Origin of the sequence: Streptomyces beigongshangae, assembly GCF_019710745.1 — a bacterium.
In the GTDB taxonomy this organism is placed as follows: Bacteria; Actinomycetota; Actinomycetes; order Streptomycetales; family Streptomycetaceae; genus Streptomyces; species Streptomyces beigongshangae.
Window position 1 is genome coordinate 20861 of the sequence record NZ_JAHKJW010000028.1, and the last position, 23931, is coordinate 44791.

General features: G+C 65.8%; 17 protein-coding genes and 2 pseudogenes. 11 read left to right on the forward strand and 8 right to left on the reverse strand.

Annotated elements, in window-relative coordinates:
- The first annotated feature begins 145 nt into the window (after nucleotides 1-145).
- Entirely contained in the window at nucleotides 146-1783 is a 1638-nt protein-coding gene (locus KM933_RS22120) for an IS1182 family transposase (protein WP_308013508.1), read from the forward strand.
- 161 nt (nucleotides 1784-1944) lie between these two features.
- Here KM933_RS22120 and KM933_RS40325 read toward each other — a convergent pair whose 3' ends face one another.
- Nucleotides 1945-2199 (reverse strand): helix-turn-helix domain-containing protein, encoded by a 255-nt coding sequence (locus KM933_RS40325; protein WP_221354840.1) that lies wholly within the window; start codon nucleotides 2197-2199, stop codon nucleotides 1945-1947.
- 75 nt (nucleotides 2200-2274) lie between these two features.
- On the opposite strand from KM933_RS40325, the gene KM933_RS22130 reads away from it, so the two are divergent.
- Both KM933_RS22130 and KM933_RS22135 read left to right on the forward strand, forming a co-directional pair.
- Nucleotides 2275-4050 (forward strand): TniQ family protein, encoded by a 1776-nt coding sequence (locus KM933_RS22130; protein WP_221354842.1) that lies wholly within the window; start codon nucleotides 2275-2277, stop codon nucleotides 4048-4050.
- Nucleotides 4047-4337, forward strand: coding sequence for a hypothetical protein (locus tag KM933_RS22135; RefSeq protein WP_221354844.1), 291 nt, complete (start codon nucleotides 4047-4049; stop codon nucleotides 4335-4337). The genes KM933_RS22130 and KM933_RS22135 overlap by 4 nt, the downstream gene beginning before the upstream one ends.
- A gap of 287 nt (nucleotides 4338-4624) precedes the next feature.
- Here the strand turns inward: KM933_RS22135 and KM933_RS22145 are convergent, their stop codons facing one another.
- Nucleotides 4625-4879, reverse strand: a complete 255-nt coding sequence (locus KM933_RS22145; RefSeq protein ID WP_221354840.1) for a helix-turn-helix domain-containing protein — start codon at nucleotides 4877-4879, stop codon at nucleotides 4625-4627.
- A 68-nt stretch (nucleotides 4880-4947) separates the two neighbouring features.
- Here KM933_RS22145 and KM933_RS40660 point away from each other — a divergent pair.
- From KM933_RS40660 to KM933_RS22165, 5 genes and pseudogenes are all read left to right on the forward strand, one after another.
- Nucleotides 4948-5406, forward strand: a pseudogene (locus KM933_RS40660) (TniQ family protein); the annotation flags it as partial.
- Nucleotides 5407-5481: 75 nt separating this feature from the next.
- The gene (locus KM933_RS22150) at nucleotides 5482-6738 is read left to right on the forward strand and encodes a hypothetical protein (RefSeq protein ID WP_260333975.1); all 1257 of its coding nucleotides are present in this window, start codon (nucleotides 5482-5484) and stop codon (nucleotides 6736-6738) included.
- Nucleotides 6735-7502, forward strand: a complete 768-nt coding sequence (locus KM933_RS22155; RefSeq protein ID WP_221354850.1) for a TnsA-like heteromeric transposase endonuclease subunit — start codon at nucleotides 6735-6737, stop codon at nucleotides 7500-7502. Before KM933_RS22150 ends, KM933_RS22155 begins: the two co-directional genes overlap by 4 nt.
- Entirely contained in the window at nucleotides 7502-9646 is a 2145-nt protein-coding gene (locus tag KM933_RS22160; protein ID WP_221354852.1) for a transposase, read from the forward strand. Before KM933_RS22155 ends, KM933_RS22160 begins: the two co-directional genes overlap by 1 nt.
- Before the next feature lie 5 nt (nucleotides 9647-9651).
- Entirely contained in the window at nucleotides 9652-10839 is a 1188-nt protein-coding gene (locus tag KM933_RS22165) for a TniB family NTP-binding protein (RefSeq protein ID WP_221354853.1), read from the forward strand.
- A 371-nt stretch (nucleotides 10840-11210) separates the two neighbouring features.
- Here the strand turns inward: KM933_RS22165 and KM933_RS22170 are convergent, their stop codons facing one another.
- Nucleotides 11211-12170, reverse strand: coding sequence for a S66 peptidase family protein (locus tag KM933_RS22170; RefSeq protein ID WP_308013506.1), 960 nt, complete (start codon nucleotides 12168-12170; stop codon nucleotides 11211-11213).
- Between the two features lie 478 nt (nucleotides 12171-12648).
- Between KM933_RS22170 and KM933_RS22175 the strand changes: the two genes are divergently transcribed.
- Nucleotides 12649-14025 carry an IS1380 family transposase gene (locus KM933_RS22175; protein ID WP_221354856.1) on the forward strand — a complete coding sequence of 459 codons (1377 nt, stop codon included), beginning with the start codon at nucleotides 12649-12651 and terminating at the stop codon, nucleotides 14023-14025.
- Nucleotides 14026-14452: 427 nt separating this feature from the next.
- Here KM933_RS22175 and KM933_RS22180 read toward each other — a convergent pair whose 3' ends face one another.
- The 5 genes from KM933_RS22180 to KM933_RS22200 form a co-directional block, all read right to left on the reverse strand.
- Nucleotides 14453-15325, reverse strand: coding sequence for a PhzF family phenazine biosynthesis protein (locus tag KM933_RS22180; protein WP_221354858.1), 873 nt, complete (start codon nucleotides 15323-15325; stop codon nucleotides 14453-14455).
- Nucleotides 15322-18009: an AMP-binding protein gene (locus tag KM933_RS22185; RefSeq protein ID WP_221354860.1), complete on the reverse strand. Its 2688-nt coding sequence runs from the start codon at nucleotides 18007-18009 to the stop codon at nucleotides 15322-15324. Before KM933_RS22185 ends, KM933_RS22180 begins: the two co-directional genes overlap by 4 nt.
- Nucleotides 18010-18342: 333 nt before the next feature.
- On the reverse strand, nucleotides 18343-19683 hold the full coding sequence (locus tag KM933_RS22190) for an MFS transporter (RefSeq protein ID WP_221354862.1): 1341 nt from the start codon (nucleotides 19681-19683) through the stop codon (nucleotides 18343-18345).
- Nucleotides 19684-20584: 901 nt separating this feature from the next.
- On the reverse strand, nucleotides 20585-21784 hold the full coding sequence (locus KM933_RS22195; RefSeq protein WP_221354864.1) for an ATP-grasp domain-containing protein: 1200 nt from the start codon (nucleotides 21782-21784) through the stop codon (nucleotides 20585-20587).
- A 280-nt stretch (nucleotides 21785-22064) separates the two neighbouring features.
- On the reverse strand, nucleotides 22065-22673 hold the full coding sequence (locus tag KM933_RS22200; protein WP_221354867.1) for an LmbU family transcriptional regulator: 609 nt from the start codon (nucleotides 22671-22673) through the stop codon (nucleotides 22065-22067).
- A gap of 802 nt (nucleotides 22674-23475) precedes the next feature.
- Here KM933_RS22200 and KM933_RS22205 point away from each other — a divergent pair.
- Both KM933_RS22205 and KM933_RS40665 read left to right on the forward strand, forming a co-directional pair.
- Entirely contained in the window at nucleotides 23476-23754 is a 279-nt protein-coding gene (locus tag KM933_RS22205) for a hypothetical protein (protein ID WP_221354869.1), read from the forward strand.
- Between the two features lie 9 nt (nucleotides 23755-23763).
- Nucleotides 23764-23924: pseudogene (locus KM933_RS40665) on the forward strand (ISKra4 family transposase); the annotation flags it as partial.
- Nucleotides 23925-23931 lie beyond the last annotated feature (7 nt).

The following is a 23931-nucleotide window of genomic DNA, read 5'->3' on the forward strand; positions in this document are numbered from 1 at the left end:
GCGATGAGGGTTCACTCGTTCGTGGTGAGCGTCCCGGGATCAGCGGATCCGGCTGCTGGTACGAAGGCACGGTTGGGCCCCGCGACTTCGGAGGCCCGTGATGTGCGTTCGCTCCCGTACTGGCTGTGACGTTCCCGAGTTGACGGTGCGGGTGGCGCGGGCGTGCAACCCGCACGGCACCACGGCGATGACGATCCGCGACCATCTCAAGGGTCTGTGGAGTGATGAGGACTTCGAGGAGTGGTACCCGCGCGACGGCAGGCCGGGCCTCTCGCCTGCCCAGTTGGCGACGGTGTCGGTCTTGCAGTTCCTGCTGGAACTGTCCGACCGGCAGGCGGCTGAGTCTGTGCGCAACCGGATCGACTTCAAATACGCCCTGGGAATGGAGCTGGAGGACCCCGGCTTCCACCACAGCGTGCTCACCGACTTCCGCCAGCGCCTGGCCGAGGAAGGACGGGCCGACAAGCTGCTCGACCTGGCACTGGAGAAGATCAGGGCTGTCGGCCTGGTCCGCGAGCGCGGCCGGCAGCGCACCGACTCCACCCATGTCCTGGCTGCGGTCCGCGACCTGACCCGCCTGGAGCTGGTGACCGAGGCCACGCGGGCCGCCCTGGAAGAACTCGCCCGGCGGGCACCGCACGAGCTGGTCGCGCTAGTGAATGAGGAGTGGGCCAAGCGCTACGGACGTGCGGCCCGGCTCGGGAAGAATCCGTCCAAGCCGAAGACCCGGATCAAGGAGACCGGCGAGGACGTCCGCCTTCTCCTGCGTTATGTCCACCGCTACCTGCCCGCGCTCCGTGGCGGCGAGCAGGTCCAGGCCCTACGGCAGATCTTCGTGCAGAACTACATCCTCGATGCCCAGGACCGGCCGAAGTGGCGGGAGCCCGAGGACGCCGGCCTGCCGCCCTCGGCCCTGGCGATCGTCTCGCCCTACGACACCGGCGCCCGCTACGCACGCCGCGGCGAGACCCGCTGGAAGGGATACCTCGCCCACGTCACCGAGACCTGTGATCAGGGCACTCCGAGCGTGATCACGGACGTCACCACCACCAAGGCGCCCGTCCACGACACCAAGGCTCTGCCCGGCATCCTGACCAACCTCCAGGATCGGAACCTGCTGTCGAAGGAACACTTCGTCGACAGCGGCTACCTCTCCGTCGCCCTCAAGCAGCAGGTGGCCCGCGAGCACGGCATCGGCCTGGTCGGACCCATCCGGGCCAGAAGCACACGGCAGTCCCGCAAGGGCACTGTCTTCCCTCGCGAAGCCTTCACCATCGACTGGGACAAGAAGACAGTTGCCTGCCCGCAGGGGAACATCAGCCGCCGGTGGTCGACACCCCCCTCCCTCGCGCCCTACGTCACCGTCGAGTTCTCCCCGGACGACTGCCGGACGTGCCCGGTGAAAGCCGCATGCACCCGCGCTGACGCTCTGAAGGTCGTATTCCTGCCTCGCGATCTCCACGACATCCAGTCCGAGTCACGGACCGAACAGCAGACCCAGGAATGGCTCTCGCGCTACTCGCTGCGAGCCGCCATCGAGAGCACCATCAGCGAGTTCGTCAACGGCCATGGAATGCGCCAGTGCCGCTACCGAAGCCACAGCAAAGCGCACGTCCAGCACGTGCTGACCGCCATCGCGGTCAACCTCGAACGCATTGACGTCCACCTCCCGGCACCGCCGACCCGCCAGCCCAGGACCCCCACAGCACTCCAGAACTTCCTCGACTGGCAGCGCATCCCCCGGCCCAGGTCCTGGCGCGTCGCCACCCACCCCGCAGGCTGAAGTGATCGTTCTGAAGGTGGCGGTCACCACCTTCACCCGGGCCCCTGCGAACTCTGCCTGCACAGCCAGCTTCACATCGCCACGGACGTCCCGAACAACGCGGCCATACGCAACTCTCCGCCAGATCAGTACCTTCCAAGATCCCCGACAGCGTCAGGTTCTTACTGGTGGTCGGGTCCCATGTCCTGGAACAGCTCAGCGGGTGTCACGCCCAGCGCCTTGGCCAGTGCGGGAATGCGGTCGACGGAGATGCTGTGGACGGAGGCTTCGACCTCCGCGTAGAAGGATCGGTCCATCCCCGCCGCGGCCGCCGTCGCGGTCTGGGTCATTCCCGCGCGCGTACGCAGAGCCCGAAGACGTCGCCCGAAGGCCAGCCGCTGGGCCGGGACGCCCGCATCGGAATCGTTGTTCGCCACAGACGGAACCGTAGTACAGTCCCACGTTTGTAGGAGATCTCCTACAAACGTGGGACTGGGACCGGGAGGGGTGGGGTGCAGGACAACGGGCTGCCGCGGCGGCTGCCCACGGTGCCGGTTCCCGAGGCGGGTGAGTCGTTCGCGTCCTGGCTGACGAGGGCGGCGGCGGACTGGGAGCTCTCGCCGGGGCGGGCCGCGCAGGCCATCGGGCTGGAGTGCCGGCCGGGCTCGGTGGTGTGGCCCCGGTTCTTCGGCGTCATGCTGACACCGCGCAGCCTGCTGAGGGCGGAGGCGGCCACGGGGCTGGACGCGGCGAGCCTGCACGCGATGCAGCTGGCCCGCTACCGCGGGACGGTGCTGGACCTCGGTGGGCTGGACCTGGCGGCGGAGGCCTCGCTCACGCCCGTTGCGAACCGGGAGTGGGCTCTGTTCACGGGCAGCCGTGTCTGCCCGGAGTGCCTGGCGGAGCGGCCGGTGTGGCAGCTGTGGTGGCGCCTTGGGATAGCGGCGGTCTGCCCGGTGCACCGGGTGCTGCTGGTGGACGTGTGCGGCCGGTGCGGGCTGAGGGTGGGCAGTGGCTACGCGGGTCACCCCCGGGGCCTGATCACCCGTTTCCCGGTGGCCGAACCGACCCGTTGTCACAACCGGCGCCCTGCGGGCCGGGGGCGTAAGGCCGGGCTGTGCGACCAGAGGCTTCAGACGCTGTCCGCGGTGCCGGTGCCCGCCGCGCTCGCGGACCTGCAGCAGCGGGTTCTGGACGTCGCCGACGGCGGCATCGGACAGGTCGTGGGCACTGCGGTGGAGCCGACTGAGTTCTTTGCCGCGCTGCGGTTCACCTCGGCGGTGGTCCGGCTGGTCGCCTCCGAAGACGACCTCGCCGCGTGCAGCGCTCTGCCTGGCCAGATCGCGGACAGCTTTTTGGCACATCAGCGCGAGCGGGAGCAGGCGCGGCAGGGAGGCGGTGGCTGCAGGCTGCAGGCCAGTCCGCTCAGCGCGGCCCACGCCGCGAGTGTGCTCGCGCTGAGCGCGAAGGTGCTCTTCGCTCAAGGCGGGCAGACCGCTGGGCAGGTGCTGGCCACGTGGACCCGGCGCGCGGTCACACTGCGCCGCACACCCGGCAAGAGCGACCCGTTGCGGCTCCTGGTCCGTCCGCCGTGTCTGCAGACGCTGGTGCGGGCGGCTGAGCCGCCCGCCTCGCGCGTCGCCGGAGCCCTGGCCGTGCGGCCCTCCGCCGCCCTGCGGATCACCGCCGGTCACCTGCCTCAGCTGGTCGACGCCACCGACTACACCGACCTGATCGCCTGCCACCTGCCCGGCACCGCCCCGGCCAGCGGCAGGCGCCTCGCCGCTCTGGCGCTGGCCCGGCTCGCGGGCGCGGCGAGCTGGCAGCGGGCCGCCGCCGATCTGGACATGAACCCGCAATGGGCGGCCCGCGTCGCCAACACTCTGGTCCAGCGCATCAGCGACCCAGACGCCTTCTGGAGGGACATCGAGCGGCTCGGCGCACGGATCCAGGCACGCGGACGGGTCGACTACGCCGCCCGGCGGTGGGGGCTGGCAGGTCTCACCGCGGTTCCGCACGCCGTCCTGTACCCGGTGTGCCGTCCGCTGGAGCATGACGTCACCCTCCAGCGTCGGCGTCACGCGGCGGCCTGGGTCTGGCAGCACTTCACCGGTGGCGATGTCCGCGAAGCCCCCGCTTACGCCCGTGCCCTGTGGCCGCGGGCCACCACCGAATCGCTCCGGGAGGGGTGGCGCCGCTTCGCCGCCTGGATTCCTGCCCCGGTTGCCCGTGAGCTGACCGCCTTCGGGCGGGACCTTCTCGACCTCGACGTGACGAGAGGGGCATGAGCCCGAAACGCCCTCAGACCCTGCGGCCCGTACGGAACGCCTCGCACCAGTTGTACGTCCACTTCTACGAGGCTGGCGGTACCGAACGCCTCCTTCCGGTCGACCAGGCTGGCGAGGTGCGCTTTGAGACCTGTCTGCCAGCTCACGAGTTCCCTACCTACGCAGGGCAGGAATACACCCCCGGCTCCTACTGGGCGGCCAGCAGCGACACCGTCCTGGACTACGAGAGCTTCCTGGAAGCCCGCTGGATGAAACTCCTCGACTTCGACGCTGATGAGGCTCCATGAATTTCAAAGATCCTCATCAACGCGAAAATCGCAGGCAGGCGAAGCTCCACGGCAGCTTCCAATCCAGCTGCCACTGTGCGTCCCGGGCCAGGCACTTGGGGCAGGAGTTGGAGTGGCGCCGAAGAACCCAGGCGCCCGCAGGCCACGCGGTCAACGCCCGCGGCCTCAGACAAGGACCGGAGCAGCGACTCCCGTGTGCCGGGCAGGGGGACGGCGGGCAGCCGACGCGGCGCCCCGGCCTGTGGGGTGGGCGGGCAGATGTCTGGGTCCGGCATGAGCGCGGGCCTTTACTGGTGGTCGGGTCCCATGTCCTGGAACAGCTCAGCGGGTGTCACGCCCAGCGCCTTGGCCAGTGCGGGAATGCGGTCGACGGAGATGCTGTGGACGGAGGCTTCGACCTCCGCGTAGAAGGATCGGTCCATCCCCGCCGCGGCCGCCGTCGCGGTCTGGGTCATTCCCGCGCGCGTACGCAGAGCCCGAAGACGTCGCCCGAAGGCCAGCCGCTGGGCCGGGACGCCCGCATCGGAATCGTTGTTCGCCACAGACGGAACCGTAGTACAGTCCCACGTTTGTAGGATATCTCCTACAAGATCATATTGGGGAGGGGTCGGTGGACAGGCGCGGACTGCCACGTCGGCTTCCCTCGGTACCGGTTCCTGCCGAGGGTGAGTCGTTCCCGTCCTGGCTGAGCCGTGCGGCAGCCGACTGGCAGATAGCCCCGGGACGGGCAGCACAGGCGCTCGGCCTGGAATGCCACCCGCGCTATAGGGGAGTAAGGCCGCTGCGGTTCGGTACCGCGCTCACGCCGCTAAGCCTTCAGAGCGTGGAGGCGGCAACCGGCCTAGACGCGCCGGTGATTGAGGCGATGCAGCTGTCGCGATATGCGGGCACCGTGCTGGATTTCACCGGGCGAGGGGAGCCGGGACGGCAGGAAGAGAGCTACTTCAGGCTCCGCAACCGCGAGTGGGCACTGTTCTCCTCCAGCCGTGCGTGCCCCAAATGCCTGGCGTCCGCTCCGGTGTGGCCGCTGTGGTGGCGGCTGGGTATGGCCGCCGTGTGCCCAGAGCACCACGTCCTGCTGGTGGACACCTGCCCCCGGTGCAGTGCGCGTCTTGGCTTCGGATACACCGGCCATCCTCGGGGCTTGACCACCCGAGACCTGATGCTCGATCTGGACCTGTGCAACAACCGACGGCCCGCGAGCAGGGGACGTAAGGCCGGTCTGTGTAGCCAGAAGCTGTCCGCACTGCCCGCCGTCCCGGTCCCGGCCGAACTCGCCGATCTGCAGCAGCGCTTCCTCGACATCGTTGGCGGCGCTCCCGCCCAGGTGGCAGGCAGCCCGGTGACGCCGGCCGAGTTCTTTGCCGCCATGCGGTTCACCGCGTCCGTGGTGCGGCTTGTCGCCACCCCTGACGAAATCAACTCGTGTGCCGTCCTGCCCGTTGTGGCAGCCCAGGTGTTCACGGCCAACCAGCAGGAGCGGCTGCACGCCGACCGGGGCGGCCGGGTCAGTCAGTTCCGGACCATCCCGCCGAGCGCCGCGCATGCCGCAGCCGTACTCGCCCTGAGCGCACCTGCGCTCTTCGCCCCCGACCTCACAACTAGCCAGAGTGTTCTGACTGCCTGGATGGACCGCGCCGTCGCGCTGCCCCGCAAGCCCGGCAGGAGCGACCCGCTGCGCCTCATACCCCGCCCTGCCTGCCTGGAGCCGCTGGTACGCGCCGCTGTTCTTCCTGCCTCCCGCGTCGCCGGAGTCCTCGTCAACCGCCCTCCAACCTCACTCCTGTTCACCGCAGACCACCTGCCCCACCTCATAGACGCCGACGACTACACGGAATTGATCGCCTGGCATCTGCCCGGGACCGCCGCGATGAACGGACGGCGCCTGGCCGCTCTGGCCCTGGCCCGGCTCACGGGCGCCACCAGCTGGCAGCGAGCCGCCACCGCACTGGCCATGGACTCCGTCAAAGCCTTCCGCGCAACGAACACGCTCGTCCAGCGGATCAGCGACGCAGATGCTTTCTGGCAGGACATCGAACGACTCGGCGCCCGCGCCATCGAGCGCGGCCTGATCGACTACGCCGCCCGCCGCAGGGCGCTGGCCGAACTGACCATGGTTCCGCACGCCGTGCTGTTCGAGGTCTGTCACCCCTTGAGGCGCGACGTCACCGAACAGCGCCGCCGCCACGCCGCCGCCTGGACCTGGCAGCACTTCACCGGTGGCGACGTCCGCGACGCCCCCGCCTACGCCCCCGACCTGTGGGGTTCTACCAGCAGGTCCTTCGTTCGAGAGGGCGGCCGACGTTTTTCGTCCTGGCTCCCGGAGCCAGTCTCCCGCCAACTGACCGCTTACGGACAGACCCTGCTCGATTCGCCCACCCCAGGAAAGGCATGGGCATGAGCCCGAAGAGACCCAACACACTTCGGCCCGTACGGCACGTCTCGCACCACCTGTACCTCCACTACTACGACGCCGGAGGCGCCGAACGCCTCCTTCCGGCCGACCAGGCTGGCGAGGTGCGCTTCGAGACCTGTCTGCCGGCCCGCGAGTTCCCTGCCTACGCAGGGCAGGAGCACACCCCCGGCTCCTACTGGGCGGCCAGCAGCGACACCGTCCTGGACTACGAGAGCTTCCTGGAAGCCCGCTGGATGAAACTCCTCGACTTCGACGCGAAGATCGCCTGCTTCGCCGCCCAGCCGTTCGTCTTCGAGGGCGTCGACGCCGACGGATCCTGGACCCACTACCCGGACCTGTTCGTGCGGCGCACCGACGGCTCCGTCCTGCTGCTGGACATCAAGAACCCCGAACAGCTCGACAAACCCAAGGTCCGCCTCCAGGCCGCCCGCACGTCCTCCGCCTGCCGACAACTCGGCTGGGACTACCAGATGGTGGGCGAGCCGGACCCGCAGCTGTGGGCCACCGTCGAATGGCTCGCCGGCTACCGCAGACCCTTGAACGCCGCGGCCCCCGTCGCGCACGTCCTGCTCTTCCGTGCCCAGCATCCCGTCAGCATCGCCGAACTGCTCTCCCTGTGGCCCGAACCCGACATCGAACGGGCCGTCACCTACCACCTCATGTGGCACCACCGCCTGCTGTTCGACCTCACCCGCCCGCTGCGTGACCACACCCAGGTGTGGGCCGCACCTGCTCCGGAGCACGCCTAATGGATCAGCGCTACCGCATCGCAGCCGAAGACTGGATCGAATTCGAGGAAGAACAGCACCAGGTCACCGGCCTCACCGGCGCCCTGGTCCGTCTGCGCTCGATCTCCGGACACCACCAGACGATCATGCTCAGCACCCTGCTGACCGACGCCTCCTTCCGCGCCCTGACCGCACCGCCAATGCGGGCCGACAACGCCACCGCAGGTCTCGACCCAGGTGGCGTCCTGGCGACGCTGAAGAACAAACGGGCCCGCGACGATGCCCTGGAACTCGAAGCCCACCTGCACGAGGCCACCACCGGCTACCGCTCAGGCTCCCCCTTCGAGCCCGAACCCGGCGAACCCCGCCCGCAGTATCACCCCGACCTCCTGCTCACCGACCGCGTCGCGGCCAAGGCGGCGGAACTGGATCTGACCGAGCGTCGCATCTGGCAACTGCTCGAGGAGTGGGAAGAGAAGGGCCTATGGGGACTGGTCGACGGCCGCAAAGCCCGGTTGAAGAACCCGCTGCGCAACATCGACGAGCGGGTGATCACCGCGATCCGCGAGCAGGCCGCCGCAGAGCGCCTCGACAGTTCCTCCAGCGTCTCCACCCGCTTCAGGCGACGCTGCCAGAACCGCCTGGACGAGGACCACGGCGCCGACACCGTCGCACTGCCTAAGCCCGACACCTTCCGCCGCGCGGTCAAACTCCTTCTCCACCGCAGCCCCTCAGACCCCGCCTACCAGCGGATCTCGGACGCCAACCAGCCCGACCGCACGTTCGGCAACGTCATCGCCCACCGGCCCGGCCAGGTCGTCATGCTCGACACCACTCCGCTCGACGTCCTGGCCTACGACCCCACGATGAACGACACCTACAACGTCGAACTCACCATCGCCATCGACGTCGCCACCCGCTCCATCCTCGCCTGGCGCCTCACCCCGCTGGGCACCAAAGCGATCGACATCGGCCTGCTCCTCGCGGACGTCATGACACCCGAGCCGATGCGCCCGCTGTGGGCCGACGCCCTGCGCTACCAAATGCTCCGCGTCCCCTACGAGCGTCACCTCAGCGTCGATGAACGCCTCGCCGAAGCCGCCGCCCGGCCCGTCATCTACCCCGAGACCCTGCTCTACGACCACGGCAAGCCCTACAAGTCCGACGTCGTCAAGCGTGCCTGCCGCACATGGAGGATCGACCTGCAGGACGCCCGCAAACTCAAGCCCACCGACAAACCCCACGTCGAACGCCTGTTCGGAACAATCCGGGAACAGTTCTCCATGCACGTCGCCGGCTACAAGGGCTTCAACGTCGCCCACCGCGGCAAGAACGTCGAGAAGCAGGCCCGCTGGACCCTGGACGAGATCGCCGAGTTCTTCGCCGAATACGTCGTCGCGGTCTACCAGAACCAGCACCACTCCGGGTTGCACCTGCACGGTTTCCCCGACCTGCACGTTTCACCTAACGAGGCATACGCCATGGCACTCGGCTCGGCCGGCTACGTCGACTGCCCCCGCGACCCCAACCTGTACTACGAGCTGCTGCCCATCGCCGACAACGGCCGCACCATCAACTCCTACGGCGTCGAGCTCAACTTCCTGATCTACAACGCGGACGTGCTCTACAAGTTCCGCCGGGCCAAGTCTCCCTACGACAACGGGCGCTGGCCCATCCGCTATGATCCGCGCAACCTGCTGCACGCCTACTTCCACAACCCCCGCGACGACACCTGGTACACGCTGCGGTGGACCAAAGCACTCAGCGACCTGCAGCCCTTTACCGACATTACCTTGCGCGAGGCCAAACGCCTGGTCGAACTCCGCGGCGGCGACCCGAAGGACAAGGACTACCAGGAGCAGATCGCCACAGCCCTGTGGGACCTGCAAAACCGCACCGACGCTCCCGAGACGTGGACCAAGACCGACCGCACACGCCACACCCGCGACCGGCACCGCGCCCAGGCTCAGGCCCAGGACGAAGCACGCTCCACTCCGGCCGTCCCCGCAGCGGCGCCGCCGACGCGCCCGGCGGCGGACACCGCGAGGCCGGCCATTCCCGCACTACACGCAGTCCCCGACCTGACCGGTGAAGACGACGACTTCGACCCGTTCACCGTCCAGCCCGCCGAGGTCTGGAACCCACACACCAGCCAGGAGGGCTGACCGCCATGCTCACCCCCGACCCTTCCGACGACAAGCCCGAAGATGCCTTCGGGCCAGGCGACTTCAGACACCCCGGCCTGTCCGAACCGCGCACCAAGGAGGAATGGCGCGAATACCTCGACAACGTCCTCCCGCCCAGGCCGGTCCTTCTGCCCCTAGCCGTCTACGAACAGCTCAATGCCGAGGAGCGCCACCTGCACAACGCGGCCCGGGCCGCCCACCACAGCGCCCTGGTCATCGTCCGCACCAGCCAGATGCAGACCATCCATCACCAGATCCGCCGCCGGATAATGACCAACGCCTTCCAGCCCGCCGGCGCCCGGCGCAGCATCGTCCTCGACGGCCCCGCCACCCTCGGCAAATCCACCCTGGTCAAGACGTTCGCCTACGACTTCGAGCACGGACTGCGGCGCAGCCACCCCGAGCGCTTCGACAAGCGCTACGTCCTCGACGGCCGGCTGATCGACTACACGCCCGTCGTCTACATCAACATCCCCTCCCAGGCCACCCCGAAAGACCTGTCGATCGCGCTCGCCCAGTACCTTGCCCAGCCCTACCGCTCCGGCGCCACCAAGAGCGACATCACCCGTCTCGTCCTGGAAAACATGCGCCGAGTCGGCGTCGAGCTCGTGATCATCGACGACGCCCACTTCATGGACCTCTCCCTCAAGGAGGGCAAGGTCGTCAACGACCACCTGAAGCACATCGCGAACCACACCGCGGCCACCTTCATCTACACCGGCGTCGACCTCAAGCACTCCGGCCTCTTCCTCGAAGGCACCGGCGACGCGCGCGCCACCCAGACCGCCGGCCGCAACACCCTTTTCCACATGACTCCCTACCGCGTCCGGACCAGGGAAGAGAAAGCCGACTGGGTCTCCGTCATCACCGCGATGGAAGAGGCCCTCGTGCTGTACAAGCACCGGCCCGGCACTCTCGTCAGCGAGTGGAAGTACCTCTACCGCCGTACCGGAGGCAACATCAGCTCCCTGGCAGAACTCATCCGCGAAGCGGCCGCCGACGCGCTGCTCACCGGCGCGGAGCGGATAGACCGGGCACTCCTCGACACCATCGTGATCAACGAACACGCGCAGAGCACATACGACGCGATGTGGCGGGAAGACCCTCTGCCGCCCTCGCCGGATCAGTATCGCAACCCCGGGGAAGAGGACGGTGAGGCCGCAGCCAGCTAGAGCCTCTTGTGTGAGCCGGGCTGTGACGAGCATGCAGGCGAGCAGAATTCGCCCGAACTACGTTCACAGCCTCTGCGGCTTCGAGTCCTCCCGTGAGGCCGTTCGGGCCCGCTCCTTCTACGACGGCGCTTGGTCGCCGAGGCGATCACGCAGCCCGAGGAGCCGCTCACCGTGCCCGTTACCGGTGAGGCAAGGCAGCGACTTGGTGCACCAGTGAAAGCAGCACATCACCCATCTCTGATCGTGACCGACCTCAGCGCCGGCTGATGCCAGCCAGACACGTGTCGGACCAGGCCCTCCTCAGCGAGAACCCCTCCCTGACTCGGCGTCAATGCCCGGGTACCTCAACGGCACGGGGGTTCATTCCATCCCTACGCGACGACATCACGCATTGAAGGTTGGTGGGCACGCAACCTCAGCGCCCCGGATGTCGCGTCAAGTTCAGCGTGCGCCCCCAAAGGCACGGTCATCTGGGTCGGTCCATGACCAAACGGCAAGCCGGTGACGATGGGGATACCCAACCCCCCCAAACGGTCGAGCAGGATTTCGACGACCTGCTCGGCGGGCCGGCAGTCCTCCCAGGAACCGCAGGCAATGCCTCGAGCCTGCTCGAACCAGCCGCCTCGGACCAGCTGCGTGAGCATCCGGTCGATTCGGTAAGGGCTCTCCTTCACGTCCTCCAGCAGGACGATCGAGCCGGCGGCCGAACGGAACTCTGGGGCCCCGGCGAGCGAACAAAGCAGGGTGAGGGTGCCACCGGTGGTCACACCCTCAGCCTTGCCGGGCACGATGCAGGCGCCACCGGACAGGTTGACGGACTTACCTGGAGAGAACAAGCTGTCGGCGAAACTGCGGACAGTCTGCAGACACGGGCTTGGCTCGCCGAGAATCGGACCGGCGACGACCGGACCGTAGTAGGTACGCACGCCAAGGTGCAGCGCCAGTGCCCTGTGCAGAGCAGTGATGTCGCTGGAGCCCACGAACGGCTTCGGGGGATTATTTGCAGCAATCTTTGCAAGCTGCTCCCAGTCGAGGATGTCGAGCAAGCGTACGGATCCGTATCCGCCGTGCGCGCACAGTACGGCCCGGATGTCCGGGTCGGCCCATGCCTCTTCCAGGTCGCTGGCGCGCTGTGCATCCTCGGCAGCCAGATAGCCACGAACCGGTCCCAGGAGGTGCCGGCCAAGCACTGGCTCCAGGCCCAACCCACGCAGCAGTTCGCAACCACGTTCGAGGCGTTCCGGGCGGACCGGTCCGGCGGGTGCGATCACCGCCACCTTGGAGCCGAGAGGAACGGGGGTGGGGTCGGTCGCTAAATATTTGACTGGCACACGGTCAATTCTACAGCTCGACGCTGTTGTGAATCTTGGTGTTGGTTGCCTGCAATCATGAAGCTGCGCCAGTCTCACGAGGGTATGGGCCGTGAGATATCCGATGAGTTGCGGGACTTGCGGAGGCTGCGGCATCTCCATGTACCGGCTCGCCGGACAGGAGCAGTAGCACGCATGACGGCCGCCGCGCCCACGGTTGAGGGGATGTGGCGGCCGTCGTGCGTCGTCAGCGAGATCGGTCGTGTCGGCGGGCGGCTTGGGCCACGAGATCGCGGCAGAAGGCACCGAAGTCGAAGCAGCCTCCCACAACGCCATGGGGCAGGTGCTGGTCTCCGTCATCCCCGGGGTGACGTTAGCCTCGCGCTTTCACGAGACGGGCTGTCCAGCTGGTGATCAAGAAAACAGAAAGTGCCTCTGACCAGCGAGAATGAGGATTGCTGAGGTCCTTGTTCCCGCCATCGCCGGAGGCACTTTCCAGGTGAAGAAGCGTATCGGGTCCTACCCGTGTGTCCGCGTCGAGGGCGGCGGTCGCGGAGTCGTCTTGCAGGCCGGTGCGGTGCTGCTGGTCGAGACGGTCCGCAAGTCCAACCTGGATGCGGCGATATCGGCGGCGCTCATGCCGTGGCGCAAGCCGCGGACGGTGCACGATCCGGGCAAGATCCTGCTGGATGTCGCGCTCACGGTCGCACTCGGCGGGGACTGCCTGGCCGATGTCGGCATGCTGCGGGCCGAGCCGGCCGTGTTCGGGCCGGTGGCCTCCGACCCTACGGTCTCCCGGCTGATCAGCAAGCTGGCGGCGGGCGGACAACGGGTCCTGGCCGCGCTGCGCACCGCCCGTGCTGAAGTACGCGAACACGTATGGCGGTTGGCAGGTGACACAGCACCGGACGCCGGCGGGCAGGTGATCGTGGACATCGACGGGGTCCTCGTCCTGGCGCACTCCGAGAAGCAGGACGCAGCCGCGACCTGGAAGAAGACGTTCGGGCACCACCCGCTGATGGGATTCGTCGACCATGGCCGCGGCGGGTCCGGAGAGCCGGTCGTGGGCATGCTCCGGCCCGGCAACGCGGGCTCCAACACCGCCGCCGACCACGTCGAGGCCACCAGGCTGGCCCTGGCCCAGCTGCCGAAACGGTTGCGGCGCGGACGGCAGACGCTGATCCGCACCGACTCCGGCGGTGGCACCCACGAGTTCGTCGCCTGGCTCACCCGGCGCGGACGGTGGCTGTCGTACTCGGTCGGCATGACCATCACCGACGCCATCCACGCTGCGGTCCTGAAGGTCCCGGCCTCGGCATGGACACCGGCCGTGGAACCCGACGGTGAGATCCGCGACGGCGCCTGGGTCGCCGAACTCGCCGGCGATTGCCTGACGGGCCGGCCGAAGGGGCTGCGGCTGATCGTGCGCAAGGAACGGCCGCACCCCGGCGCCCAACTGCGCTTCACCGACGCCGACGGCATGCGGCTTACGTGCTTCGCCACCAACACGGAGGGCGAGGCGATCGCTGCCCTCGAACTGCGCCACCGCCAGCGGGCCCGGGCCGAGGACCGCATCCGCGCCGCCCGCGCCACCGGCCTGCGCAACCTCCCCCTCCACGACACCGCACAGAACCAGATCTGGCTGGAGATCGTCCAGATCGCCCTCGACCTGCTCGCCTGGATGCCCCTGCTCGCCCTGACCGGCACGGCCCGGCTCTGGGAGCCCCGCCGCCTGCGGCTTCGGCTGTTCTCCACCGCCGCCCAGCTCGTCACCACCGGCCGCCGCCGCTACCTCCGCCTCGCCAGGCACTGGCCCTGGACCGACCTGATCACCAATGCCCTGAACCGGCTCCACGCCCTCCCGAACCCTGGCTGACCAGCACGTATCCGTCCCTGCGAGCAGCACCATCCCGCCGGAGCCGTGGAACCCGGCGCACACCCGACGCGACAGCCGGGCCCTCAACCTGCCCAGACTCCGAAAACCCCCACCAACACTCACCACAAAGGGTCCGCCAGCAAGCTGACGGACCCTCATGAACGATCGAGGTTAGCCATCCAGGATGACGACCTTCCCTGCCGAGGTGACGATCGCGTCCGTGCATGACAGGTACCCCAGCGCCTGGTGAGCGGCGACTGTCACCTGGGCGGCCTCCTGCGCCAGATGGGCCGGACAGCGGAAGGTAGCCGCAGCTGGGGTGCAACGGGCGATGCATTCGTGCAGGCCGTCCGTCATGATCTCTACCCCGGGCAACGCGCGCGGCCCGTCGCCGAGATCGGCTCCCCCCACGGCGATCTCCGCGCCGTCACACCGCTGAAGAATCGAGGTCCATGCCCCATATTGCACTCGTGTTCACGCGGCACTCACTGGTGACGGAAACGCGCCCTCGAGTGCGAGATTCGAGCTCAAGTGCGCCGCCGCGAGGAGAGGGCTGCAGAGCCTTCAGTTTTTGACGTGCTAATCGCTGAGTCCAGAACGGATATAACGCCAAGTGCGCCGAAACGCAGACCTCGTCCTCGGGTATCGCGATCCTCGGCGCAAACATCCGGGAAACGATGTCGTAGTCCAGTTCCTCTCCAGTCATCGACGGGTATTCTGCAGTCACGATCACCCCGCGGCACGCCAGGCGCTCGATGGCAGCTATGTCAGGCTTAAAGTCCATCACTTTCTCGCCAGTGTCCAATACGGCGAGATAGTCGTCCCCCGCGACATAGCACTCTTTGGGCTGCATCCCCAGCGCAGCGGCCAGTTGTCGCGTCCTCTCAGAGTCCATGGAGTGTAGCGGCGTTTCAGGGAAGCTCACTCGCACCTTGCCATCGGCCTGATCGGCTGTCAGTACGCCGGCCTGGGTGTGCCATTCCGCGGTCATTCCGTCGCCCAGCCGCCCCAGCAGCCATGCACTGGCAGCCAATGTGGCGTGGCCGCAGATGCGTAATTCGCAGTTCCGGGTGAACCACCGTAGGCGGTAGCTATTTGAGCCAGCTCGCTGAGTCAGGAACGCGGTGACAGGCTCGTCCAGCAGCTGAGCGAGTCGCAGCAGGGTCGAATCCGGCAGTTCGTGGTCCAGTTGCACGACCGCCGCCGGGTTGCCCTGGAGGCTGCCTGAGACGCACGCATCAACGACCCCGTACGGCGTGCCGTTCAGCATGCGGAATTCACCGTTGGATGTCGGATTCATACTTCCTCCTTGGTTGCGCGTTCCTTGACCAGTGCCTGGGCGGGTGCGAGCAGTTCTGGCTGCAGCAGCGCGTATGGGTTGCTCCGTAGCGCCGGGATGGCGATCTCCTCGAATGTCCGCACGTCGATGACGGTGGCCTCGCACATGCCCAGATTTCGTCTGGATACTGCGTGCCCGCCTAGGCATAAAATGCTGTCCGTGTTCACCCCGAATACCTGGGCATCGCGGCTCTCAGGAACATCTCTTGCATAGACGTAGGCGCCGCCCTGCTTCGTGCCGGTGTCGTCGGTGATAGTTCCTTCCATGTACACGTGTGACATGTACGGGACCTCGGCCAGGTGCTCGGACCTGTGCACCTGTGCGTATGCGTGCGTGCCCAGGAGGATGTATTTCGTATTCCTTGCCGAGAACCACCCGAAGACCGAGTCATCCCCGAAGGTCGACCGCTTGGTCCAGTCGATGTCCGCCATCGCCTGGGCTTCAGGTCCGACGACCACGAACGAGTACACCGGATGCCGGGTCCGTCGGCCTCCGATGGCCTTCATCACATGGGTGGAAGCCATGCCGGATTCGGAGGGATCACTGGTGAGATCCACCGTCCGGGTGCAGATGTAGGAGAAGGTGTAGGCCGGCAGGGCGACGGTGATTCGCTGGGATACGCGGTCGATCTCGGACAGCAGCATGGAAAGGACATCGTGCGGGGAGACGTTCTTGAAGTCCGGCAGCGAACTCTGTACAACGAGGAACTCGGTATCGCCTTCACACGCCTGGTCGAAGACTTGCCTCAACTCATCTCTGAGCGCAACCAGATCGGCGCCGGTGCGGCCCACCGTCCCGGGAGCCCCAGGCATGCGCTCGGTTCGGCTCATGGCGGCGGCGACTTCACCGACAGCGGCCGACGCCATGGAGCAGAGTTCCGCGGGCAGGACGTAGCCACGGTCGGCCGTGGCGACCTGCAGTTCGAGACGTCCCAGCGAGTCGAGGCCGAGGCTCCCCAGGGTCTCGTCCGCGGACGGCAGGCGGCCGATTAGCCCTGCGAGAGTCCCCTTGAGTACGTCCTCCGCAGATTCGGCCGTGGGCGTGTGGTGTGCCTCCCGCGTGCCTTGATCATGAGCAACGGCAGCGGGTTCCGCTCCCGGGCCCGAGCGCTGTGCCAATGCCAGCAGCGCCGCTTCGTTGACCTTTCCGTTCGTGGTGGCTGGCAGGCTGGCCAAGGCATGGAAACGACGAGGCCACCGGTCCTTCGGGAGGCGTGACTGAACCTGCCGCTCCAACTCGTCGGTGTCGACGGTGGCGGGGGTGACGAAACATTCCAGCGCGTTCGCAGTCGAATCGGCCGGCCCGGGGACTGCGGTGACCCGGCACTCGTCGCACAGACCTGTTCCCTTGACCGCGGCCTCGATCTCGCCGATCTCAACACGTATGCCCCGCAGTTGCACCTGCCGATCGCGGCGCCCAATGAATTCCAGGTTCCCGTCGTCCAGCGCACGTACGAGGTCACCGGTGCGATACACATGGTCCGCGGGCTGCTTTCCTCCGTCTCCCGGGCGCACGTAAAACGAACGCTGCGTCTCGGCCGGGGCGCCGATGTAGCCGTCCGCGACCTGGGCGCCTGCGATCCACAGCTCGCCGATAGTTCCGGTGGGAACCGGTTCGAGGTCTGCGGACATGACGTACAGGTCCACGTTGGGCATCGGAGTTCCGATGATGTTCGGCAGGATCTCCTGCTGTTTGGAGCAGCGGTGCCAGGTGACCGCGACACATGCCTCGGTGGGGCCATAGGAGTTGACGAGCGTCGCAGTCGGGAGGACCCGCGCCACGTGCTGCCGGAGCGGATCAGGAAGCGCCTCGCCATTGCAGACGATGGTCGAGATGGACTTCAGCTGGTCCGCCATGGGCGGAACAGCATCCAGGAGGTTCACAAACGGCCGCAGCAGTGTGGGCACGAACTGAAGCGTCGTCACGCCCTGCTCGATCAGGTACTCCGTCACCTGAATCAGGCCGCTGTCGATAGGACGCGGAGGAATGATCATCCGAGCGCCATGCAGGAGAGGCAGGAAGATCTCGGGGATGGAGAAGTCGAACGACGGGCGCGAGAGCTGCGCGAAGCGGGCATCGGGCGTGAGGGACAACTGCTCGCCGTACCAGCTCAGGAGACTGGTGAGCGCAGTCATGGAGAGCGCCGCACCTTTGGGCCGACCGGTGCTTCCCGACGTATGCAGGATGTACGCGAGCCCCGACGCCTCTCGCTGCAACGGCCCCGCCTCACTCAGGCGCGAGACTGCGGACTGCCCCGAGGGCGAGAGCCTCACACGGGCCACGGCATGAACCCGCCCCACTATCTCCGCGACCCTCGCCTCCGGCTCGCCCTCCGCGACCGGCACGAAGTGACAGTCGTGTGCCAGAGTTGCGAGTACTGCGACGATGTATTCGATGCCACGCGGGAGCTGAACGACGATCGCGGACTTCGGCGGGAGATCGAGCGACTCGAAGCGGTGTTGCAGCTCGAGGACGCGGCCCATGAGTTCTTCGTAGGTCACCTCAATATCGCCGTGTACCACAGCGAGTCCGGCGGAATGGCGCACCGCAATGTCGGTTATTCGCTCGTAGACGCCCTGGATCCCGTCGAGTGAACGTCGGGCTCCGGACAGTGTCGGCTTGAGGTTAGGCCATTCTATGGACACGTGTAATCATTCCTTCACGTAAAGGGAACCGTGCAGACGAACTCGGCGGCTTGGGTAGAATTAGCTAAGCTGTCGGAAATGTCAAAAGGATTTGCGTATCGAAGATATGTGAGCACTGTCGACAGCGAGGCAGTCGTTTTCGGGCTTGCTTGGCAAACCCCAGGCCGCGGTTGGTATTGTTCCAGTAGGCCCAACAATGGGTGCGTTGACTCAAATCCGAAACGCATACCAAAGTCGCCCTATCCGGGCACTCGATGCTTGCCGAGCCGCAGGTAAGGTCGGGGCACCACGAAGGTCGGCGAGAACACCAACTCGCGACCGCTCCGTCCCCGATTAGCCCTTCAGTTCCGGCGCACACCCCGGGATCACGTCAGCACTGGGCACTTCTGCAGCGGGCGGCCGGGTACGCTCGCCCCAACGCGTGACAGCCGGCCCCAGCAGGCCAACGAGGGCGAAAAGGATGCCTAGGCAAATCCAGCCCCCACGCCCCGCGCTCAGCACCGCGCCGACCAGGACTGCTGGCGCCGCCGCTCGGGCCGCGCTTATGCCGATGCCGGACAGCCCCTGGTACTGGCCCTGCGCATGTGCAGGGGCCAGGCCGAACTCCAGGGCGAAGGTGGCGGAGGCGTGCCACAGCTCACCGACCGAGTGCACAATGACGGCTCCGCACAGCACCGCGAACGCCACCCACTCCGGCAGCCCCGCCGCCAACCCGATCGCGGAGCAGCTCACCAGGAAGTACAGTCCGGCCCGGCGCAGTGCGCGGCCACCCTCCCGCACAGTTGCGACCTTCTTGCCTATGTGCACCTGCAGCAGCACGATGATGACCGCGCTGATCACCACCGCCACGGAGGCAGTCCACCGAGGCGCGTTGGTACGGTCAACCACCCACAGCGGCAGAGGCAGCATAAGCACCGAGTACTGCAGGGTCATGACACTGTTGAGCGCGGTGACTGCGACGAACGGCACGTCTCGAACGGCCGTCCAGCGAGGGCCCTTCTCTGGTTTGGGTAGCGGCGCGTAGCGCGGCAGCCGCCTGGCAATCACCCAAGCCACCACATAACCAAGCGCGTTGCCAAGCAACAGCGCCCGGTAGGCGTCCGGGGTGTCCAGGCCGACGGCGATCGCGACGACCACCGAGCCCACGGAGATGGCGATATTCATTATCACCCGGGTGATCGCGCGGTATCGGGTGGCCTCGGCGAGATCATGCCCGCCTATCCGCCGAGTCAGCGCCCCAGCCGTTGCCAGCGAAGCGCTCATCGCGAGCAGGTCTACCACTGAGATCACTACGAACGCGATGAAACTATGCACGAACAGGTAGGCGACTGTGGCGACGGCCTGTACCAGCATCGCGGCCCTCAGCACCGTGCCGGGGTCCCGCCGATCGGCCATGTCACCCGCGGGGATGCCAGCGGTCATCCCGATGAGCCCTGCCACCGTCAGGCCCACGCCCACCTCGGCGGCCGACAGGTGCGCAACTCGAGTGAAGTACAGGACGGAGGAGGTGAGCAGGAGGGCGATACCGAACCAATTCACCAGGAGCACCCAGGCGAAGAGCCGCTGCGGTCCGCGCGGCGGCAGCGCGGACCGCAGCCGGCCTGAGCGCCCTCGGACGCCGCTGAGTTCGCTTGCGCCCGACCCCTCTTTGTCCGCCTGGCTCGGTCGCTTCATGCCTTGCTCACGAATGTGAACTTAGTCGTGCCATCATTGTTCTCGATGGGTGGTGCATAGTGCTTGGCGACCTGCGCCATAAAATATCCTGCCTTCCCTTGGTATAATGACTGATCTGCTCAGTAGTGCGTCGATGACCCTAAGTCGACAACACCCTCCAAGGCAATCGCTTTCTCTGTGAATGTATTTTTTGGTTGCTCGATTGGCTTGTTCGCCCGAGATCCGGTAGAACTTTGATCTGCAGGAACTTGTCCTAGCGCTTCTAGCGAGGACGCACCCGCGCGATAGAACTGTCGAGTAGCGGAATTTTTCAGCCGATGGACGAATTGCAATTTACAGACAAGCGGCTTGCGGTCGAAATGTCGGACGAGCACTCTGGAAGCTCACGAGGCGTCACGATTGCAGCAGTGTGAATCAGAATTTTTGTGCTGGCCTCGATTCGGCAGCGCGCTTCGGTCGCTGACCCGGACTGATTCAAAGTCCTGGCGATCACGTACGGCTGCTGGTCGTGGCAATTCGATCAGTCCGGCGGACAGCAGGTGAAGGGCAGGGCTTCGGCGTCGTCGTGTGGGGGCCGGTTCGTGGTGATCTGTCAGCTCGGTGGCACCCCGGAACGTGGCAGGCGCGGGCTTCCAAGATCGTGGAGTTCTCTCCGTGATCCGAGTGGAAGACCGTGCCTGCCGACCCATCATCGCTGATCCCACCTGCCCTCGACCGCTCCGCAAGAATCCTGAGGTCGTATCCGGCGATGTCCCGCACCTGAAGCGGCTAGCCGAGGTATTCCGATCCGCGAGATCCGCGCGATCGAGGCCGAGCGTCTGGCCGAGACGATGAGCGTCTTCGGGATCAGCCGAAACGGGCCGCTGAAGAAGCCTTCGGAGAGTCGCGAAGCGTCGATTCGCTAGACACTTTCAACTGAGATGTCGATGCGCTCTTCATACGCGGTGAGAAGATCAGCCACCTTTGCCTGGTTGTCCGCTTGGACCGCAATGAAACCCATCCGAGCTCCCGAGTCGTCGAGAGGAAGAAGGTCCTGACCAGGAGTTGCGCACCAATCGACCCCGATTACTCCAGGTGACCCCAGGGAGGGCATTCCGTCTATTTTCACATACCGCCCCGTTGGATGCTGAATGAACGCAACGCCGGCCGATTCAGTTTTGTTTTTTGCCAAATTGAAATCCCTTCCTTGCAGGGAATCAACCCAGGCCTGAGCCAAGTTGACACCCGTAGCGTTTTTGATAAGAAGAGAGAGCTCATCACCAGGATATCGAACGGCAAACTCGATCGGCCAGCATTTCGACCCATCCACTTTCCATTCTGCATGCACGATCCCGCGTTCTATCCCAACTGCCTTGGCTAGGAGGTGCTGAGCATCCAGTAGAGTCCGAGACTCTGTGTCCGAAAGTGGGGCCGGTACAATGTGTCGCACCGGGGTGAATCTCCCACCACCCACTAAAGTCTGCTCGGTCACATTGTGAAATACGCCATCTTTGAAGAATACTGATTCAACTGAATAATCTTTTCCGGGAACCCATTCTTCGGCTATGTACTTCCAGTCAAGCTCTCGGTCGATGCTCGCCGTCCCTTCCCCGGCCGTCGTTGCGGCACGCCAGGCGTATTCGATGTCTTCTGGACGGGAGATCTGAATCACCCCGATGGAGGCGTGACGATTTGCCGGCTTGAGGACAATGGGATTGCCCCCCCAGAAGCGTTTCACGTCAGCTGGGCTGCGGACGGGTTCACTTCGCACTGTAGGCAGTTCGCTTTGCTCGAGCTCTCGCCGGAAGGTGGCCTTGTCCGTGCTTGCTCGAGTAGCGACATTTCCTACACTGGGCAGCGAGTACCTGTCGCTCAGCCATTGCGCCGCCACTACTCCGTATTCCCGCCCTGCGAGAATCAAATCGAACGATGTCGGTTCACCGAGTCGCGCGACCGCCTCCCGGTAATCAGTAGATTGTTGGTACCTGGCCTCGATGCGCGGATATCGAGCTGGCACGACCGAAACGAGGCTCGGCTCCTCAAGTACGGTCACCGAAATTGAGGGGTCCTCCGTAAGGTCCCGTACAAGATCCCAAAACCAGCCGACGATAAGAATGTTCATTGTCTTCCTCCCGGATGGATCACCGAAATATTGCTGACTAGTCATGACTACCGTATTTCCACTAACAGCGCAGCATCGGTGAAGTTTCCGTAAGGTGGGTGCGGTTATTTGCCGCCGTCCAACACGGAATAGATGGATGCGCGATACGCGTACAGAGGGTGTTGATACCCGGGTCGACGTCGGAGTCGTGGATGCTTCTGGAGAATGTCCTGCGGCCGGCCGATCCCGTGGTTTCGCTGGGCCCGAAGGAACCCAGAAACCCGCCAGGGGGTGAGTGTCTTTAGGGTCTTGGCGCGCCCTGTAGGTCCGCCGCCTGCTCGAGGCAGAGGACGATCCACTCCGTCAGTTCCCGGCCCTGGCGCCCGGCGGCGCTAGCCCATCTGTCCCCTTGCTCGGTGCTGACGTGCATTTGGACAAGGGCCCGTTCCGTGGGCTCTTCCTGCGGAGCAGTTTGCGTCAGCACCTGCTGGCGGAGCATATTCCGCGACCAGCCCTTCCGGGCGGCGCGTTTCAGCCACATCGCGCGTTCGAAAGGCTCCAACGAGGCCACCTCCGCGTGATGCTGAAAGCTGACGTTCGCGTGTCGCTCAGACACTCTATAATGCCTGGCGACCCAGGCGTAGTTGCGTAATTTCCTATAATCTAGCCCTGTTTCTTCCGTTGCCTGCCGGTATCGGGCGGGATACTTCTCCTGGCCATACACCAGCCAGTCGCCGATCCACCAGCTAGACGAGTCGGATATGAGAAACAGCTGCTTCCCGAAGCGTTTCCATTCAGTCAGTGAGAAGTCAGGAGGAAGAGACAAGCTGGTTCGGTGAGTGAATGCTTGAGGGCTGACTCCAGATGTGGGTGCAACTCGAGAACCGAGTGGAGCGACTGCTTTCCCCATGCAGAATACTTCCTTGGTGCAGGGCTGGTTGATCGTTCGATGCGAGGAAAATGAGAACCGGGCATGAGTCGGCGGAGCGCCTTGAGTGCGGGCGTGTGCCGGTTATTTTTTCGCAGCAGTGAAGCTCGGAGAGGCATAGGGTGGCTGCCCTGCGAACCTCAATGTGCTGACTAAGAGGAGAGACCCGCGCTGACGCGACAGCAGCGTGCGTACGCGCCCTCATCGCTACAGTTCGACAATCCGACCTCTTCCGATTCGCAGCATTTGGTCCCGTGTCAACGGCTCTCGTGGCATGCCCTGAAGTAATTGCTCACTTCAACCCGTGAGTACATTGTGACATTGCGTTCTAGTTGTGGTCTAGATCGTTTGGCTGCCGTCATTGGATCTGACTTGCAGATGCTGCTCCGCGGGCAAGGATTGACATAAATCGTTCCGTTTTACCCCTTTGCTGAAGCGAAAGTTTCAGTCGCATCGAGGGGATACCTTGACAGGGCACGTAGTCCGCTCGAAGGGTGGCATGACGATTCAGCCTCGATGCTTCCGAAGGCTGACGTTGTCGCGGTGGGCGGCTGGCTGCCTGATATGTCCCGTGCCGTGTCGGGACTGGCCGTCGCGTGACGCTGCGGGGGCGTCAGGTTCCACGGGCCCGGGGGTGATGGGGTCCTCTCCTGTCCGGTGTCGTCGGGGTGGTGCCGGCCGTCAGGTGAGTGCCTGTTCCTGAGGCCGACAGATGTGAGGGCGATCGGGAGCGGCCCGGAACCGAACTGCTGCAGCGCACGTCTCCCGCACCATCTGGTGCCGGATGAGTTGTGGGTGCTGTTTCGGCGGGTGGTGCGGCCGACTGAGATCAGGCGCCCGCGAGTATCTCTGGAAGGCATCCTGGTGCTTCCACGCCAAGGACGATCCGGCCGCCGAGGACTGGGTCGCCGAGCATGCGCTGGCCCTCCTGGACGGCCGTTGTGCCGAGGCGGCCGCCCGCATCGCGCGGCAGGCCGACGACCTGTGGCTGACGACCGAACGGCGCGAGAGCGACGAGGGTGCGTGCGCTACCTCGCGAACAAGGAGCCCCTACCTGGACTAGGCGCAGGCCCTGGAGCAGGGCTGGCCGATCGCGACCGGGGTGGTGGAGGGCGCGTGCCGCCACTTGATCGCGGACCGGTTCGACATCACGGTGGTGGAGCGTCGAGGGTGGCGAAGCCCTCCTCCTGCTCCGCGCCGTGATCATCAACGGAGACTTCGAGGAATACTGGCTACACCA